13 protein-coding genes are annotated in these 17,538 nt (G+C 64.3%); 11 read left to right on the forward strand and 2 right to left on the reverse strand.

The genetic code is table 11. The features are described from left to right. On the reverse strand, positions 1 to 1,002 hold the full coding sequence (locus tag HLG82_RS09070; protein WP_369408116.1) for an AAA family ATPase: 1,002 nt from the start codon (positions 1,000 to 1,002) through the stop codon (positions 1 to 3). A 122-nt stretch (positions 1,003 to 1,124) separates the two neighbouring features. Here HLG82_RS09070 and HLG82_RS09075 point away from each other — a divergent pair, with 122 nt between their 5' ends. Next, entirely contained in the window at positions 1,125 to 1,778 is a 654-nt protein-coding gene (locus tag HLG82_RS09075; protein ID WP_193326513.1) for a hypothetical protein, read from the forward strand. 88 nt (positions 1,779 to 1,866) lie between these two features. Then, a complete protein-coding gene (locus HLG82_RS09080; protein WP_193326514.1) occupies positions 1,867 to 2,775 on the forward strand; it encodes a YwiC-like family protein in 909 nt (302 codons plus the stop codon). 225 nt (positions 2,776 to 3,000) lie between these two features. On the opposite strand, the gene HLG82_RS09085 is transcribed toward HLG82_RS09080, so the two are convergent. Beyond that, complete coding sequence (locus tag HLG82_RS09085) at positions 3,001 to 4,059, reverse strand: histidinol-phosphate transaminase (RefSeq protein ID WP_193326515.1); 1,059 nt, start codon at positions 4,057 to 4,059, stop codon at positions 3,001 to 3,003. 101 nt (positions 4,060 to 4,160) lie between these two features. Between HLG82_RS09085 and HLG82_RS09090 the strand changes: the two genes are divergently transcribed. The 9 genes from HLG82_RS09090 to pgm all read left to right on the forward strand — a co-directional run bounded on the left by HLG82_RS09090 (position 4,161) and on the right by pgm (position 17,485). Continuing rightward, positions 4,161 to 4,562, forward strand: a complete 402-nt coding sequence (locus HLG82_RS09090) for a phage holin family protein (protein ID WP_193326516.1) — start codon at positions 4,161 to 4,163, stop codon at positions 4,560 to 4,562. 41 nt (positions 4,563 to 4,603) lie between these two features. Further along, positions 4,604 to 5,461 (forward strand): fructosamine kinase family protein, encoded by an 858-nt coding sequence (locus tag HLG82_RS09095; protein ID WP_255313965.1) that lies wholly within the window; start codon positions 4,604 to 4,606, stop codon positions 5,459 to 5,461. A gap of 160 nt (positions 5,462 to 5,621) precedes the next feature. Then, complete coding sequence (purB, locus tag HLG82_RS09100; RefSeq protein ID WP_193326517.1) at positions 5,622 to 7,034, forward strand: adenylosuccinate lyase; 1,413 nt, start codon at positions 5,622 to 5,624, stop codon at positions 7,032 to 7,034. Continuing rightward, on the forward strand, positions 7,031 to 7,729 hold the full coding sequence (locus HLG82_RS09105) for a DedA family protein (protein ID WP_193326518.1): 699 nt from the start codon (positions 7,031 to 7,033) through the stop codon (positions 7,727 to 7,729). The genes purB and HLG82_RS09105 overlap by 4 nt, the downstream gene beginning before the upstream one ends. 173 nt (positions 7,730 to 7,902) lie before the next feature. Further along, complete coding sequence (locus HLG82_RS09110) at positions 7,903 to 9,387, forward strand: hypothetical protein (RefSeq protein ID WP_193326519.1); 1,485 nt, start codon at positions 7,903 to 7,905, stop codon at positions 9,385 to 9,387. Positions 9,388 to 9,490: 103 nt separating this feature from the next. Further along, entirely contained in the window at positions 9,491 to 9,718 is a 228-nt protein-coding gene (locus HLG82_RS09115) for a heavy-metal-associated domain-containing protein (protein ID WP_193326520.1), read from the forward strand. Between the two features lie 89 nt (positions 9,719 to 9,807). Continuing rightward, a complete protein-coding gene (locus tag HLG82_RS09120; RefSeq protein ID WP_369408117.1) occupies positions 9,808 to 12,432 on the forward strand; it encodes a heavy metal translocating P-type ATPase in 2,625 nt (874 codons plus the stop codon). A gap of 435 nt (positions 12,433 to 12,867) precedes the next feature. Next, positions 12,868 to 15,636 carry a lysylphosphatidylglycerol synthase transmembrane domain-containing protein gene (locus HLG82_RS09125; protein WP_193326521.1) on the forward strand — a complete coding sequence of 923 codons (2,769 nt, stop codon included), beginning with the start codon at positions 12,868 to 12,870 and terminating at the stop codon, positions 15,634 to 15,636. A 169-nt stretch (positions 15,637 to 15,805) separates the two neighbouring features. Continuing rightward, entirely contained in the window at positions 15,806 to 17,485 is a 1,680-nt protein-coding gene (gene pgm / locus HLG82_RS09130; RefSeq protein ID WP_193326522.1) for a phosphoglucomutase (alpha-D-glucose-1,6-bisphosphate-dependent), read from the forward strand. The last annotated feature ends 53 nt before the right edge of the window (positions 17,486 to 17,538 follow it).

Consider the following 17,538-nt stretch of genomic DNA (forward strand, 5'->3'; position numbering starts at 1 on the left):
TCATGGCGTGGGAACAGCTTGGAATACGGCGTCGATCATCGATTCGGTACTCACGTTACTGGCTAGCGCCTCATAAGTTCGCACAAGACGATGGCGAAGAACCTCATGACGCAAAGCGGTGATGTCTTGCGGGGTAACGTAATTTCTGCCGGACTGCAGCGCCAAGGCCTGCCCAACCTGCATGAGGGCCAGCCCTCCACGCGGCGATGAGCCCACTCTCAGATAGTGTGAAAGTTCCGGTACCGGGCGCGGGCCACGACCACGCGTCGTGTTAATTATGTCCACAATGAACTTCTTGATCGACTCATCCACATATACTCGCGAGGCGATGTGCTGCAGGTAACGCACGTCGTCAGTGCTAATCGGCTCCACACCATGTGGCCGACCAAAACTGCCCTCAACGCTCTTGGTCAAAATTTCCAGTTCCTCAGCCGGCTCTGGGTAGGTCAACACTTCCTTAAGCAAGAAACGATCCATCTGAGCCTCGGGCAACACGTAGGTTCCCTCCTCCTCGATGGGGTTCTGCGTCGCCATCACCATAAATGGGTCCGGCAGCGGGAAGATCGTTCCGCCAATCGAAGTCTGGCGCTCCTGCATCGCCTCAAGCATCGCCGACTGAGTCTTAGCCGAACTGCGGTTGATCTCATCAAGCAACACCATGTTGTTGTGGACCGGGCCCAGTTGGGTCGAAAAAGCACCCGTCTCATAGGAGTAGATCTGTGTGCCCACAATGTCATTCGGCATCAGGTCCGGGGTGCACTGGATACGAGCAAACGAGCCCGAAACTGCCTCCGCTAGGGTCACCGCCGCCGTCGTTTTCGCCAGGCCCGGTACAGATTCAAGCAACACATGCCCGCGTGCCATCAGCGACACCACAAGCGCTGTCCCCAACTTTTCTTGGCCAACTACACGCCCTTTAAAGATCGCCTGCACACGCCCCAACAGACTTTCGACACGCGCCAACTCGTCCTCATTAACGTGTCCGCTTGCCATTTCGTTCATCGTGTCCCCTTCGTTGGTTATTAGACTCAAGTATAGGTGCTTGGACATCTGTGCACGTCAGTTGCCAGCTTTCATGGTGGCAAGTCGTTTAGGATGATGCTACGTCGTCATGAGGAGGACCAATGAGCAACGAGTGGCTACCCAACCACGTCCACGGCCAGGACCACCACGCCCAACCCGATCGGCGGCCGCTCTACTTCTTCCTCGGCTCCGCCGCCGTGCTCTTCCTCGTCGTCTCCATCCTCTTCTTCCAACACATGATCAATTCCGGGCGCGGACTGGCCGAACGCCCAGGGCCGTCCGTCACGGCCAGGTCCGCAGAAGCCGGGAGTTCGACCGCCGGGACGGGAGGAACCGGGGGCACAGAGGCCGGTTCCGGCACGACGTCGGGCTCGCCCACCACCGAACCAAGCCCCAGCGCAACCCTGCAACGCCCCGCACCCGAGGGCGCCATCTCGGCGGCCGCGTTCACCACCCCGGCGAAGAACATCCACTGCCGCATTAATTCCGACAATGCAGAATGTTCCATCTACACCTATTCCTACCCCTCGCCCGGGCAGTGCGAAGGGAAAACCGCCACGTACAGCGTCGGGCGAGAAGACCCCGTCGAAGCCGGCTGCACATACTCGGTGGAAACCCCCGAGGTGCTCGATTACGGCACCGCCGTAGCAATGAACGGCTTCGCCTGCACACTCGAACAGAACGGGGTGACCTGCTGGTCAGAGGCTTCCGGGCACGGCTTCGAACTCGCCCGCTCCGCGGACCGACTCTTCTAGGTAGCCCGTGCCTGGTGGCTGGTCTGGGTGGGCTGCGCGTGCTCAGCTGGACCTGCGCGTGGCAAATCCTGTGAGAATATGGAATTTGATGAACACAAACCGCGATTCCAGTCAAAAAGTCACAACATTTGGCGGGCGGCCCCACCGCAAAGGTCGAGCCGGCTGGATTCCCACGTATCACGGCGCGTGGGCCATGATCACCGTCCCCATTCTCCTCGGCATCACCATCGGTGGACCCGTGTGGGAACATGCGCTCCTGCTTGGACTGTGGTGGGTTGGCTATTTCGCCTTCTACGCAACCGGCCTGTGGCTCCGCTCGCGGCGGCGGCCATCATACTTTCCCCCAGTACGCGCCTATGTTCTAGCAACTCTCCCTTTTGGCATCGCTCTCGCTGTAACCAGCCCATTCCTCTTGTGGTGGATCCCGGTATTTCTTCCGCTTATCGCGGTCACCGTCTGGGCTTCGATCCACCGCAAAGACCGCTCCATACTCAATGACGCAGCCACGGTGAGCGCCGCGAGTCTGACACTGCCAGTCGCCTATGACCTTGGGACGCATCACATCGTTACCGCCAGCACCCCGCAATCTTGGGATTTGCCACTGCCGGGCCCGCTCCTCCACTCCACCGTGACGCTCCCTGGCACCTCCGCCGATGCGAGCCTCACCGGCTGGGCGTGGATATGGCTGGTGACACTGATTGTGAGCTGGTATTTCCTCGGCACAATTTTTTATGTCAAAACGAACATTCGCGAGCGCGGCAAAGTTGTTTGGTACATCGCGTCAATCCTGTTCCACGGGTCCGGGCTGGTCCTAGTATCTGTACTGGCAGGGATCGGAGTCCTGAGCTGGTGGATGTTTGCGCTATGGGTCATTATCGCCACGCGGGCCGCGGCCGTGCCCGCGTGGGGCTATCACCACACCTGGCTAAGCCCTCTCGCACTGGGCTTGGGGGAAGTGGCCCTGTCGATTGCGCTCTTTGCGATTATGCTCGCGTGACGACACGATCAACCCGGTCAACACGGGCGATATAGATGGTATGGGTGGATCGCCCGGCCTGCCCGGCCTTCACGACGACTTCTCCAACCGCGGCGCACCTCTCACCACATAACGCACCTCTCACAGGGGTTTAAGGTGCGTCACGAGCGGAGAAGTGCGCCCTTAGCGGAGAGGTGCGACGCCGGCGCGCAGGAAGCCCAGCTGGCGCGCGGGGATCCCAGCCGATTAAGAACGGAAGGCGCGGTACGCGCGCACGATGCGCAATGAAGCTTCGGGCCCCGCAACCGTGACGCGCACGCCTTCGCCCGCAAATGTGCGGACGATGATCTTTTCACTTTCGCAGCGGCGGGCAAACCTTTCGCTTTCCTCGCCAAGGCCGAACCAGATGAAATTGCCCTGCGGATCTGGCCCGTCCCACTCCAGGGCACGCAGCGCGGACACGAGCTTGGCACGTTCAGCCTTAATAATTCCTACGCGCCGCTCGACTTCGCCGCGCTGCTGGAGGGCGGCAGTCGCGGCAGTCTGGGCAAGCGTGTTCACACTAAACGGCGTGGCAACCTTATCCAGCCCTGCAACAACACCCTCCATGCCAACCGCGTAACCGATGCGGAGACCCGCCAGACCGTAGGCTTTGGAGAAGGTCCGCAACGAGATGGCGTTGGGAAATTCTCGCGATAGCTCGACCCCGCGCACAGGATCGTCCATCTCAAGGAAATCGACATAGGCTTCGTCGATGAGCACCGGGATCTCACGGGGAACTGAGCGCAGGAAGCGATGCAGCTCGCCATGGTGAAGCGCCGCCCCCGTGGGGTTGTTCGGAGTACACACCAGCACGGCCCTCGTCCGGGCGGTGATTGCGTCGAGCATGCGGGCGAGGTCGAGTCGCCCGTCGTCACGCAACGGAACTTTGACCGGCACGCCGCCAGCCACGCGGATCGCGATCGGGTAGGCCTCGAAGCTTCGCCAGGGAAATACGACTTCGCCGCCCGGCGTACACACGGCCTGCAGGAACTTCTCAATCAACGCCGACGAGCCGTTGCCCACCGCCACGTTCGCCACCGAGGTCTGGTGGAAAGCGGCGATCGCCTCCTTCAGCGCGGCGCTTCCCCAATCCGGGTATCGGCCGAGATCGCCGAGTCGGCCCGCGAGCGCCGCACTCACGCCGCTTAGTGTGGGGAAGGGCATCTCGTTCGAGGCGACTTTGATGACCCCGGGATCATCAGGGTTTCGGCCGGCCACGTAGGCGGGAAGGTCGTTGAGGTCGGGTCGGAAGAAGTCAGCCATGCTTCTATCTTGCCCCGATTTCGCAACAAGCGCATGAGCGAGACCACACTTTGACCCCTACCTCCGGCCTGAACTCCCTGTTTCCGACCTAGAATGGGGACATGAATTTTCTTATTGGTGCAGTGGTTAACGCGGTCGCGCTCTGGGTCACGACTCAGTTGTTCTCCGGCATTCGGCTCGAAGGCACCGCGGATGCGGCGCTCGCAAGTTTGGGCACCGGCGGCCAGATGGCGGTCTACTTTCTGCTCGCGGGCGTGGTGCTCGGCGTCGTGAATATGGTTGTCCGCCCGGTCGTCAAGCTCTTGTCGTTGCCCTTCTACATTTTGACGTTGGGCCTGTTCTTCATCGTGGTCAATGCGCTGATGCTGCTGCTGACCAGCTGGATTACGGGATACTTCGCGATGTCGCTCGTCATTGACAGCTTCGGCTGGGCGCTCGTGGGCGGCCTGGTTGTCGGCTTGGTGAACTGGGTCCTCAACCTGGTGATTCCGGATAGGGACTGACAATTCGCAATACCTACACCAAGTCCGCAGACCCACGCGCCATCGCGCACGAGGTCTCCGGCCTTGAGGCTCTTTCGCAGGCGGCGCGTCACGGTGGCGCGCCGGTTGCGCGTTTGGCGACCTCCCAGGCCAGTTCGCTGGAGACTTTCACGATTTTGCAAACGACGCCGTCTGCGCGCGCCGCCCGCATCTTCGGCTCGCGTCTGGCCCACACGCACGCGTTCGCGCCTGCCGGCGAGCGCATCTTTGGCGAAGAGCCCCCGACCTTCGCCGCCCGTTTCGGGCACCTCGGCGCGATGGGCTCGGCGCTGTTGCCTATGGCCGCACAGGGCTCACAGCCGCGGCGCTTCGGGGAGTTTTATGCCGAAGACCGCCTGCTGCCTTACGTGAAAGCTGCCCGCGCAAACGGCTCTTTTGGCCCTGCCGACGCCGAGGCGATCGACCGCCTTGCCGAACGACTCCGCGATGGCCACTTCGATGCACCACAGCCTCGCCTGGTTCACACAGACGCGGCGCTCCTCCACGGCGACCTCTGGTCGGGCAACGTGTTGTGGGCGCGGGCCGACGCGGTGATGGACGGCGGCGGTTCGTCCTCGTACGGCTCCCCGGCCTATCCCGGGCTGGTGGGGCGAGGCGCCGCGGACTCGGAGGCGGTCGGCGTGCTCATTGACCCCGCATGTCACGGCGGCCACGCCGAATCGGACCTGGCGCAACTGAACGTTTTCGCCGCCCCGTTCGTGGAGGAAATTTACGCCGGCTACCAGGAGGCATCCCCGCTGGCTGAGGGGTGGCAGGAGCGCGTCGGCCTCCATCAACTGCACATGCTGATCGTGCACGCCGCGCTTTTCGGGGGAAGTTACGGGCCGCAAACGATTCGCGCCGCTCGCCGCTACCTCTAGCCGGGCGCCGCTAGCCGGGCAGCCCGCCGATACCCCGCGGTCGCCGGACACATGCCCCAACCACACCCCACCGTCTCACCTGTCGAACAGAAACCACCCCGAAGCGTCCCTCACTTCGGACAGTCTCCCGACGGCGTCGTCCGTGTGAAACGATAGAGGCATGAACTTCTCTGACGTGTATGCCCTGGGTCCGCTCGATGGTCGCTACCGTGGGGAGGTTGCCCCGCTCGTCGACCACCTCTCCGAGCAGGCTCTCAACCGCGCCCGCGCCACCGTGGAGGTGGAGTGGCTCATTTTCCTCTCCACCAACCACGTCTTGCCCGGCGCACCCGTCCTCACCGACGCCGAGATCGACTACCTGCGCTCGATCCCCCGCAAGATGGACGACGCCGACGTCGCCCGCCTCGCCGCGATCGAGGCCGAAACCCGCCACGACGTCAAGGCCGTGGAGTACTTCCTCAAGGAAAAGATGGACGCCTCGCCCGCCACCCTCGGCGAGCACACCAGCTTGCCGCAGATGCACGAGATCGTCCACATCTTCGCCACCTCCGAAGATATCAACAACCTCGCCTACGCCCTCAACATCAAGGGCGCCGTGGAAAGCATGTGGCTGCCGGCCGCGCGCGGCCTCGTCGCCGACCTCACCGACATGGCCACCACCCACGCCGCCACCCCCATGCTCTCGCACACGCATGGACAGCCGGCCTCGCCCACCACGCTCGGCAAGGAAATCGCCGTCCTCGCCCACCGCCTCACCCGTCAGCTGAGTCGCATCGCGCGCGCCGAATACCTGGGCAAGTTCAACGGCGCCACCGGCACCTACGGCGCGCATTCGGTCTCCATTCCCGACGCCGACTGGCCGGCCCTCGCCCGCGCCTTCGTGGAAGGGCTGGGACTGACCTTCAACCCGCTCACCACCCAGATCGAATCCCACGATTGGATGAGCGAGCTGTTTTCCGACGTCGTGCGCTTTAACCGCATCGCACACAATCTCGCCACGGACTTTTGGACCTACATCTCGCTGGGCTACCTGGCGCAAAACCTGGCGGCGCAGGGAAACACCGGCTCGTCAACGATGCCGCACAAGGTCAACCCGATCCGCTTCGAAAACGCGGAAGCCAACTTCGAGATATCGTGCGCGCTGCTCGACACGCTCTCAGCAACCCTCGTCACCTCACGCCTCCAGCGCGACCTCACCGACTCCTCCACCCTGCGCAACGTCGGCGTCGCGTTCGGCCATTCGCTGCTGGCACTGACCAACCTGCGCCGCGGCGTCGCCGGCGTGGACGCCAACCGCGAAGCGCTCGACGCCGACCTCGACAGCCACTGGGAAGTCCTCGGCGAACCCATCCAGCAGGCCATGCGGGCCGCCGCCATCGCGGGCGCCACCGGCATGCAAGATCCCTACGAGCGGCTCAAGGAACTCACACGCGGGCATCAGGTCGGGGCCGACGACATGCGAGCATTTATTGACTCACTCGGGTTGCCGGAGGACACCGCCGCGAGGTTGCGCAATCTCACGCCCGCGACCTATGTCGGACTGGCGAAAGAACTCGTAGCCTTAGGCTCATGACGATTTATTCGGCCTTCACGGCCCTCACCTCCCTGCCGGCGCTCACAGCCACGGCCAATGCCACCGACGCCGAGCTCAACGGGATCGCTGGCTGGGCCGTTTCCATCATGGAGTCCCTCGGTGGATTCGGCGTCGCGTTCCTGATCGCGCTGGAAAATCTCTTCCCGCCCTTGCCCTCGGAGATCATCTTGCCGCTGGCGGGATTCACCGCTTCGCAGGGCACCCAGTTTGGTCTGGTGGAGGCGATTGTGTGGGCGACGGTTGGCTCGCTCGTCGGCGCGTGGGCCCTCTATGGAATCGCCAGGGTCATCGGGCGCGAACGCACACGTGCCATTTTTAATTGGCTCCCGCTGGTGAAGATGTCGGACGTGGACAAGACGGAGGCGTGGTTCCACAAGCACGACCAGTCCACCGTCTTCTTCGGCCGCATGCTCCCCATCTTCCGATCCCTCATCTCCCTTCCTGCCGGCGTGATCAAGATGAATTTCGTCAAGTTCACGCTCTTGACGGCCGCCGGAGCGGCGATCTGGAACACGGCCCTTGTGGGCGCAGGCTACGTGCTCGGCGAGAACTGGCATCTGGTGGAAAACTACGTCGGCATCCTGTCCAAGATCGTGCTTGGCGCGCTTCTTCTCGCGCTCGCCTGGTGGGTCGCCGTCCGTCTGCGATCGCGCTCGACCAGGGCCGCCGACTAGTCACACCTGCACGGGCGTGGCAGGTCAAGGCGACCGGTCCGCCCCAGCCGCCCCAGCCGCCCCAGCCGCCCCAGCCGCCCCAGCCGCCCCAGCCACCGGCCCGCCGGAGGGTTTCCGCCTCCCCGCATGACGCACTAGAGTGGTAGACACAACGTCGTCTACGAAAGAGCCTCATGGTTACCTTCCAACTGGCCGTGTCCCGCGCGCAGGCCGATGCCTTCCTCACCTCGGGTTATGACCTGTTCTCAGGCTTCGCCGTCGATGCGGCGGCTGCTGCCTCCGTCACCGAGGTCGCGGATCTGATGGATCTGCTGTGCCTGCGATTCCCCGGCTCGCCGTATGCGGAAGACGAACCGATCGACATCCTGCACGTTCCCTCGGACCCCTTCACGCTCGACCGCAAGGCGGTCGGCCCTCTCCATCCGGAGGCGTTCCGCGGCGGCGTCGTCGAATATTTCCCCTTCGACGGCTCGGGCGTGGCTCGAGGTGGCGGCGTCGAAACTGACCTTTTGCTGGTCGATCCCGCGCGCGTCACGGTCGGCTCGCGCCTGTGGCGTTTCTACCCAGGCAACCCCACCCCCGAGCTGCGCGGGATCTATCACGGCATCGCCTACGGCTGGGAGAACGTTGCCGAGGGTACGTTTACCGCCACGGTTCCTTCGCCGTTCCTTGGCCCGGTGATCAGGCGCAAGTGGGGCGGCGTCCCGTGCGACGTCGAAGTTGAGGGCGGTCAGCCGGTTGCCGTCACCATGGTCTCCCCGTCGAATCCGTCCCAGGAATCGGGCTTCGAGGAACTCGAATCAGGAATGTGGGCAAAGCGCATCGCGGTGGGCCCGGACGCGGAGATATTCACCGATTTCGTCACCGGTGAGCTTTCGGGCATTCCGGTGCGCGTGGTGCGTTCGGTTCGCGACGGCAACTCCCTCCTTTTCCAAGTCGCCTCCATGTTCACCGACGCCCTTTTCTTGGAGCGCGCCCGCTTCCAGCGTTGGTCGACGGGAATTTACACGGCCCTCGTCGACCCTGCTCATCTGACCAAGCAGCAGCGCCAGGAGGCCAAGCCGGTCGCGTGGGATGTTGCCGACCGCCCAGCCGTGGCCACGCGCGGAATGCAGCCCACCAATTTCTCTGACCCCAATGAGCTCCTGCGTGAGACATTTGGTCTCATAGCGCAGACCGCTCCGCCGTCGTGGGAAGACATCACGCTACGCCTCCAGATTGTCGGCGAATCCGTCATCTACGAGGGGTATGCCAAGCTCGAGGACGGCCAGAACGCTTCCCTGCGCGTCATCCCCACGGCCATCTGCCACCACATGCGTCGCCTCAAGCAGGATCGCGTTTTGGCTGGAGAGGACCCATTCCTCGTCGCCGTCATCAACATCAACAACAAGGGCGAGGGCAAGCTGAACGTCAATGCCGTTCAGGAGCCCGTCTGGGCGGATCTGGTGCCCGCCGAAGAGTGGCGCAACGAGCTCGCCGCGTTCCCCCGCTCCGCCGACAACATGCCCGACTGGCTACTCGACCGCGCCGCGCGTGATCACCTCGAGTCCACATCGCACGAGGGCAGCCCGTTCCCGGCGGATCTCACGGCCGGTATCCATTGGATTCATGAGCTGATCGGTGAGGACGACGTCGAAGCGGCAGCCACGCACGAGTAACGGACGGCACCCACACGGAATAATTCCCGCCTGGGGGCCGTTACATGTGCGCGGGCATCGGGCCCGGCTGGGGTGAGCCTCAGAACTAAACGAAAGGCTGGCTATGTCCACCATTACGCTGAAGATCGACGGCATGACGTGCAACCACTGCGCTTCTCACGTGACGGAGGAGATCACCGAGCTCGCCGGCGTTGAGGGCGTCGACGTGGCGTTGAACCCGCAGGGCACCTCCGACGTCGTCGTCACCACCTCCGCCACCGTCTCCGACGAGGAGCTGCGCGCTGCGGTTGACGAGGCGGGCAACTACACCGTCGTCGACGTCATCCGATAGTGACCACCACGCCGCAGCCTCACTCCGGGGCGGAGCCAGCCTCTCCACCACCGGCCGGTGCGAAGACGGCCGATACGAAGACGGCCGGGGTGCCGGGGCCTTCCCGCTCCCCCGCCGCCGAGGTCGACCTGGCGGTCGGAGGGATGACGTGTGCCTCGTGCGTGGCGCGCGTGGAGAAGAAGCTCAACAAGCTCGACGGCGTACGAGCCGTGGTCAACCTCGCCACCGAACGCGCACACATTGAGCTGGACCCGTCGGCGGCCTCGCTTTCCAACGCGGAGCTGATCGCCGTCGTCGTCAAGGCCGGCTATGATGCCTCCTTGATTCGCAGGCACGACGACGTCGGGCCAGTGAACGTCCCCAGCGCGGGCTCTCGCTCTGGCGCGGGCTCTCGCCCCGGCGGGGAATATGACGTAGGTTCGGGCAGCGTGCCGGAAAGCGGCGAGTTCTCGGGCGCGGCACCCGTCGCCACGAGCGACTCACATACGGCCGACGAGGCCGAACGGTCCCAGGCCGCCCAAGATGCAGCCGACGCAGCCGCCAAGGCTCGCGTTGCGGACCTGTGGCGCAGGTTCAAGGTCTCGGCGGTGCTGTCGGTGCCGGTGATTGGGCTGTCGATGTTCCCGGCGCTCCAATTCGCAGGTTGGCAGTGGCTGATCGCCGTTCTCAGCCTCGTCATCGCCGTCTGGTGTGGCTGGCCCTTCCACCGCGCGGCCTTCCGGGCGGCACGCTACGGAGCCTCGACGATGGACACACTCGTGTCACTTGGCGTAATCGCCTCCATGGGATGGTCGTTGTGGGCGCTGGTGTTCGGGGGCGCAGGCGGCATGGACTACACCATGCACATGACCGGCATCCACGGCCTGGGGCATGCGGCCTCTCCTCACATCTACTTCGAATCCGCGGCGATGATCGTGACGTTCTTGCTGGTCGGACGTTGGCTTGAGGCGCGCTCGCGGCATCATGCGGGCGACGCCTTGCGAGCCCTCCTCGAGCTCGGCGCCAGCGAGGCCCTGCTCGTCAGCCGGGCCGACACCACGCTCTGCGCCTCGACGCCGGCCAGCCCCGCGGGCCCCTCGGATGGCCGCCCCGTCACGCTGTCGGATGCCGACCCCATCACCCCCGAGGCCACGATGCGAATGATCCCCGCCTCCGACCTTCGCGTCGGAGACATCTTCCGCGTACGCCCGGGCGAAAAGGTGGCGGCTGACGGCGTCGTCGTATCGGGGACGTCTTCCATCGACGCCTCGCTCGTGACAGGCGAATCCGTCCCCGTCGACGTCGGGCCCGGAGACCCCGTGACCGGCGCAACGCTCAACGTCCACGGCTCCCTCGATATCCGCGCCACGCGGGTGGGCGAGGAGACGACGCTGGCGCAGATGGGCCGCCTGCTCGCCGAGGCGCAGACCGGAAAAGCCCCCGTCCAACGCATCGCCGACCGCATCTCAGCCGTCTTCGTTCCGGGTGTCATCGCGATCGCACTCGCAACCTTCGCCATCCGCCTCGCCATCGGCAACCCGCTCCAGATGGCCCTGGCCTCTGCCATCACCGTGTTGGTCGTGGCGTGCCCGTGTGCCCTGGGACTGGCCACGCCGACCGCGCTCCTCGTGGGCTCCGGCCGACTCTCCCGGCTTGGCGCGCTCATCCGCGGCCCCGAAGTACTCGAAAGCGCTCACCGCGTGGACACCATCATGCTCGACAAGACCGGCACACTCACCACCGGCATCATGAGCGTCAACGCCGTTGAACCCGCCCCCGATTCTGGCCTGGACGCCCCCATGCTCCTCGCCCTCGCCGCTGGGCTCGAGGGCCATTCCGAACACCCCGTTGCCCAGGCGATCGTGCGCGCGGCCCGCGACGAGGGCATCACGCCGGCCGTCGTCTCCGAGTTCGAAAACCATTCCGGCCATGGGGTTTCTGGGCGCGTCGATTCCTCGGCGCTCGCCACGAGTGGTAGGGCAGCGGGCGACATCGGCTCAGGCGACATCGGCTCGGGAAGCAGCTCCTCAACCCTCATCGCCGCCGGCCGCCTCGACTGGCTCGCCAACCGCCTGCGTTCCGACGCCAACCACCTTCGTTCCGGCGTCGGCACCATCCGCGCGCGCGTCGGCGCGTTGGAGGAAACGGGCGCGACCGTCGTCGTGATCGCTGTCAACGACGCCGTCGCCGGGCTCATCGCCGTCCGCGACACCGTGCGCCCCGAAGCCGCCGCAACGATCGCAGCCTTGCGCGCGGGCGGCCTGACCGCCGTCGTCGTGACGGGTGACAACGCGGGTGCCGCCGCAACGGTCGCCGACGAGCTCGGCATCGAAGACGTACGGGCGGGCGTCTTACCTGACCAGAAGCTTCAGATCCTCCGCGACCTGCAGGGCGCGGGCCGGCGCGTGGCGATGGTGGGCGACGGGGTCAACGACGCAGCCGTGCTGGCGGGCGCCGACCTCTCGATCGCGATGGGCTCGGGGACCGACGTCGCCAAAGCCGCCGCCGACATCACCATCGTGAATTCGGATATCCGGGCCATTCCAGCGTCGTTACACGTGTCCGGCCGTACGCTCACGATCATCAAGGAGAACCTCGCCTGGGCCTTCTCCTACAACCTCGTGGCCATCCCCCTCGCCGTCTTCGGCCTGATCGTGCCGGGCATCGCGGCGTTTGCGATGGCGAGCTCCTCCGTGATCGTCGTGGCGAATTCGCTGCGGCTGCGCGCCGCTTAGCCGGACCGTTTGGACAACCGGGCTTGGCTTCGGCGTCACGCCGTATTTGACGCCGCGGTAGTACCAAACCACCGCCGCAGCGCCAAAAAGGCCGACCCCCACGAAAACAAGCCGTAAGCAGCTGCTACCTCGGCGCTTTCGAGCTACCGGGAGAGAATGATGCTACCGCGGCGTACATGTGGCTCATCCCATGGCACCCAGAGCCCACCCGATGGCAAATAAAAACATTCCCATAGCATCCAGATCCCGCCCCTTGGCGGCTCGAGCTCACCGACCGCTTCCAGAGTTTGACCATGACCACCCGAAGCGAGCAACCCCCGCGCGGGCGAGCCCAATTCCCGCTCGGACCGATGCCATTCCCGCTCAGCGACCTCGGGGAATGCGGCCCACCGCGATAACAGACCGTTTTGCCTAGCAAATGAGTAGGATCATGGTGTGAATTGGCAACAGAATTCCGACAATGCCGGTCTAGACCAGCCCTCAACCCTGCACGAGGGCTCAGCCGAGTCGTCCGCACCAGCCACGCCCGCGCCAACCCACCCGGCGCCCACGCCCGCGCCGAATTCCCCAACCCCCACCCCAACCCCAGCCCCCGCCCCCACGCGAGAGGTTCTCCTCATCGACACTCGGCAGCGGTGGATGCGCAACCCGGCGGACATGTTCGGGGCGGTGATGGGCCTGGTGGGGATCGCGGTTGTTGCGCTTGTTGCGGTGTATGGCAAGACCACGACGGTGGCTGTCACCGAGGACGTCCGTTTGGTGACGGGTGGTGTTCTCGAGACGATCCTGGCCCTTCCGATCAACGCACTTGAGGGCCTCATGTCCTTCTTCTTGCCGTTCATTTTGCTGGGCGAGATGGTCTTCCACCGGCGCTGGCGCACGCTCGTGACGGCCGTTGTTGCCTCGGCCGCTGCGGTGTCGGTCTCTTGGCTGGTGGTGTGGATGGGTTCGAAGTGGTGGCCGCAGTCACTCCTGTTTGACGAGCTCTCCGGTTCCTTCCAGCGCCAGTCCGTCTTGGCGGCATTGCCGTATGTGGCGATGCTCGCCACGTTGCTCACGGTCTCGAGCTCGACGAAAGGCTCGCGCATTGCGCGTGTGGGCTGGTGGTTGCTGGGCATCGTTCTCGTCTTGTCGATTCTTCAGGGTAATCAGAGCCTGCCCGGGGCACTGTTCACGATCCTTATTGGCGTCATTGCGGGCCTCCTGACCCGTTACATCGTGGGCGGCACGCCCGAGCGGACGACGGGCGCGGCATTCATCGCGATGATTCGCAAGTCGGGGATCGACGTGGTCAACGCCGTCCGGGTTGACGAGCTCACCGCCGATGACCTCCTCTACGCCTTCAACGTCACTACCTCGGCACCTCTCGGACACACGAATCTGACCAGCCTCGAGCCGCTTCGTAAAATTCTCGAATCCTCCCCCAGCGACACCACGGGCACCCGGAGTTTGATCAACGAGATCAATTCCCTTTTTCCTCACGACGACGAACGCGAGCTTAGCGGCCTCGATGTCTATTCCTTCCGGGAGGAGCTCCGCAAGCGGTATCCGACCACGATGCCGTCGGCCGTCTCGCGCAATTACTTGGCGACCGACATTTACGGTCACACCTATCATCTCATGGTGCTGGACAACGACCGGCAGATCCTGTCCTTCCTTGACGACTTCTGGGCCCGCCTCACCATGCGCACGGCGATTCGCCAGACTCGCCGCACCCTCGATGCCACAGCCGAACACATGGTTCTTGTTCAGACGAGGGCGGAGCAGGTGGGCGTCTCGCCACCCGCTTTCGTCACGGTCGCGCGCCAGGACGCTTCGGTGTTGGTGGCCGAGCAGGCCACCGAGGATCCCCTCCTCGCCGACGTCGACCCGGCCTGTATCTCCGATGCCCAGCTGGACGCCTTGTGGCATGAGGTCAGCTTGGCCCATCGGAATGGAATTTCGCACGGCAACATGTACGCCAAGCACATCAAGGTGACACCCACGGGCTTGCACGTGGCGAATTGGCAACACGGCTCGATTCTCGCTTCGGAGACGTCCCGCCAGGTGGACATGGCCCAGACGGTGGCGATGCTGGCCGGCGTCGTCGGCGTTGAGCGTGCGGTGGATTCGGCGACGCGCAACCTTTCTGACACGGTGGTCGCCTCGATCGCACCATTCCTTCAGGCGACGATCCTTCCTCACGCGACCCAGAATGTGCTGAAGAAGGCCGACCTTCAGGCTCTTCGCGACGCCTTGGCGGCGAAGATCCCCGAGGCCTCTAACCTGCAGACTGTCGAGTTTACTCGCTTTTCGCTCAAGACGATCGCGACGGTAGCTGTCGGCGTCATCGCCCTCCTCATCCTCTTCGGTTCACTCAACTTTGAAGATCTGCGGGCGGCGATCCTTGACGCTAACCCGTGGTGGATGCTCGTGGCCTTCCTGTTTGGCTTGGGCACCTATATCGGCGCGGCCCTCACGCTCAAGGCGTTTTCGAAGGAAGATCTTCCGCTCGGCCAGACGCTGTTGGTGCAGGTGGCGGCCTCGGTGGTCACGCTTGTTGCGCCGGCGGGCATTGGGCCGGCCGCGCTCAACCTGCGTTTCTTGCAGAAGAAGGGTGTCCAGACCGCCCCTGCCGTCGCCACGGTTTCTGTGGTCCAGCTGGGCCAATTCGTGGTCACGATCGCGCTGCTCATTGTGCTGTCCCTCTTCACCGGCGACTTCGGAAACCTTTCCCTGCCCTCTGGCACGATTCAGATCACGTTGGCCTTGATCGTGACGATCGCGGCCCTCGCGTTCGGCCTTCCCAAGTTGCGCCGCTGGGTGTTGGCTAAGATTCGCCCGACCCTCAACCAGGTGTGGCCGCGCGTCGTGTGGCTGTTTACCCACCCGACCCGGATTCTTGCGGGCGCGGCCGGCTCGGTTTTCATGTCCGTTGCCTTTATCGCGTGCTTCGGGTTTGCACTGAAGTCCTTTGGTTATGAGTTGCCGCTCATCACGCTCGCGGTGACGTATCTGATCTCGAATTCGGTCGGCTCGGTGGTTCCGTCGCCGGGTGGTATCGGCCCGGTCGAGGCGGCGCTCACCGGCGGTCTGGCCATCGCCGGCATTCCGTCCTCGATCGCGTTTTCCACCGCGGTGCTCTACCGACTTTTCACCTTCTGGGGGCGCGTCCCGCTGGGCTGGGTTGCCTTGCAGATCGCCCAGAAACGCAACATCGTCTAGGCCCGCACCGTTTCACGACGCCGTCACCTCCCCTTCACGACGCCGTCACCGTGTCCTTCCCCAGTCGGCGCACACCCGGGCCGTCGCTGGGAGTTGCCCGGACGGCGTCGTGATATCGCCGTGTGTGGAAAAGATAGAACGCGTGGGCGAAAAGTGAGACGATGGAGGCATGAATGAACGTGCTGGCAATCCTGCCGAAAAAGAAGACCTCATCGACATCGATGCCCTGATTAGCGCCTATTACGACATCGAGCCTGACCCGGACAACCCTGCTCAGCAGGTCGTTTTTGGCACGTCGGGTCATCGTGGTTCGGCTTTCGATGGCGCATTCAACGAGGCCCATATCGTTGCTACCACGCAGGCGATCGTGGAATACCGTGCCTCGCAGGGGATCGATGGTCCGCTTTACATTGGTCGGGACACGCACGGGCTGTCCGAGCCGGCCGAGCGCACGGCGCTGGAGGTGCTGGCTGCGAACGGCGTCGAGGTGCGTTTGGACGCGCGTAATTCGTGGACTCCCACCCCGGCCGTCTCGCTCGCCATTCTCACAGCCAACGGCGCGGACACCGCGGCCGGCGTGCGCACGCAGGGCCCAGGCCTTGCGGACGGCATCGTCATCACCCCGTCGCACAATCCTCCGCGTGACGGCGGCTTCAAGTACAACCCGCCTCATGGCGGCCCCGCTGACACGGACGCCACCGAGGTCATTGCCGCCCGCGCGAACGAGATTTTGCGCCAGGGGTGGAAGAACGTCAAGCGCATTCCTTATGAGCAGGCGCGCGTGGCGGAGACGACGCGCGGACATGACTACCTGTCAGCCTACGTTGATGACCTGCAGTCGATCATCAACCTCGAGGCGATTCGCGCGGCTGGCGTGCGCATCGGCGCGGACCCGATGGGTGGCGCGTCCGCCGAATACTGGGGTGCGATCGGGGAACGCTACGGACTTGACCTGACCGTGGTCAACCCGGTTGTGGACCCGGCTTGGCCCTTCATGACCCTGGACTGGGACGGCAAGATCCGCATGGATTGTTCCTCCCCCTATGCCATGGCCTCCCTGCTGGAGCGGATGAAGCCGGGTGCGGACGGCGTCGTGCCGTTTGACATTGCCACGGGTAACGACGCCGACTCGGACCGCCACGGCATTGTCACCCCCGATGCGGGACTCATGAATCCCAACCACTACCTGGCCGTCGCCATCAACTACCTGTTCAACAACCGCCCCGAATGGGGGCCGACGGTGGGCGTGGGCAAGACGCTCGTTTCTTCGTCGTTGATTGACCGTGTTGTTGCCGGCATGGGCCGGCCCATGGTTGAGGTTCCGGTGGGCTTCAAGTGGTTCGTTCCTGGCCTGGTCAGCGGCACGCTCGGCTTCGGAGGTGAGGAGTCGGCGGGTGCGTCATTCCTGCGCAAGAACGGGACCGTGTGGACCACCGACAAGGACGGCCTCATCATGGACCTGCTGGCATCGGAGATTTTGGCTGTGACAGGCAAGTCGCCGTCGCAGCTCCACCGCGAGCTGACCGCCGAATACGGCGATTCGGCCTACGCCCGTATCGATGCGGCGGCCACCAAGGCCGAGAAAGCGAAGCTGAAGAAGCTCGCCCCGCAAGACGTCACCGCCACAACCCTGGCCGGCGAGGAGATCACCTCCCGTCTGGTCGAAGCGCCGGGCAATGGCGCTGCGATCGGCGGACTGAAGGTCACCACGAAGAACGCGTGGTTCGCGGCCCGCCCGTCGGGCACAGAGGACGTCTACAAGATCTACGCCGAGTCTTTCTTGGGGGCCGAGCACCTGGCAAAAGTCCAGGCCGAGGCCAAGGACGTGGTGAGCGCGGCGCTGGCATAGCCTCGACGAGTTGGTCAGGTCCGTCGGCCTAGCGGCGCACTTCTCGCCGCTCG

Source organism: Trueperella pecoris (assembly GCF_014926385.1).
Taxonomy (GTDB): Bacteria; Actinomycetota; Actinomycetes; order Actinomycetales; family Actinomycetaceae; genus Trueperella; species Trueperella pecoris.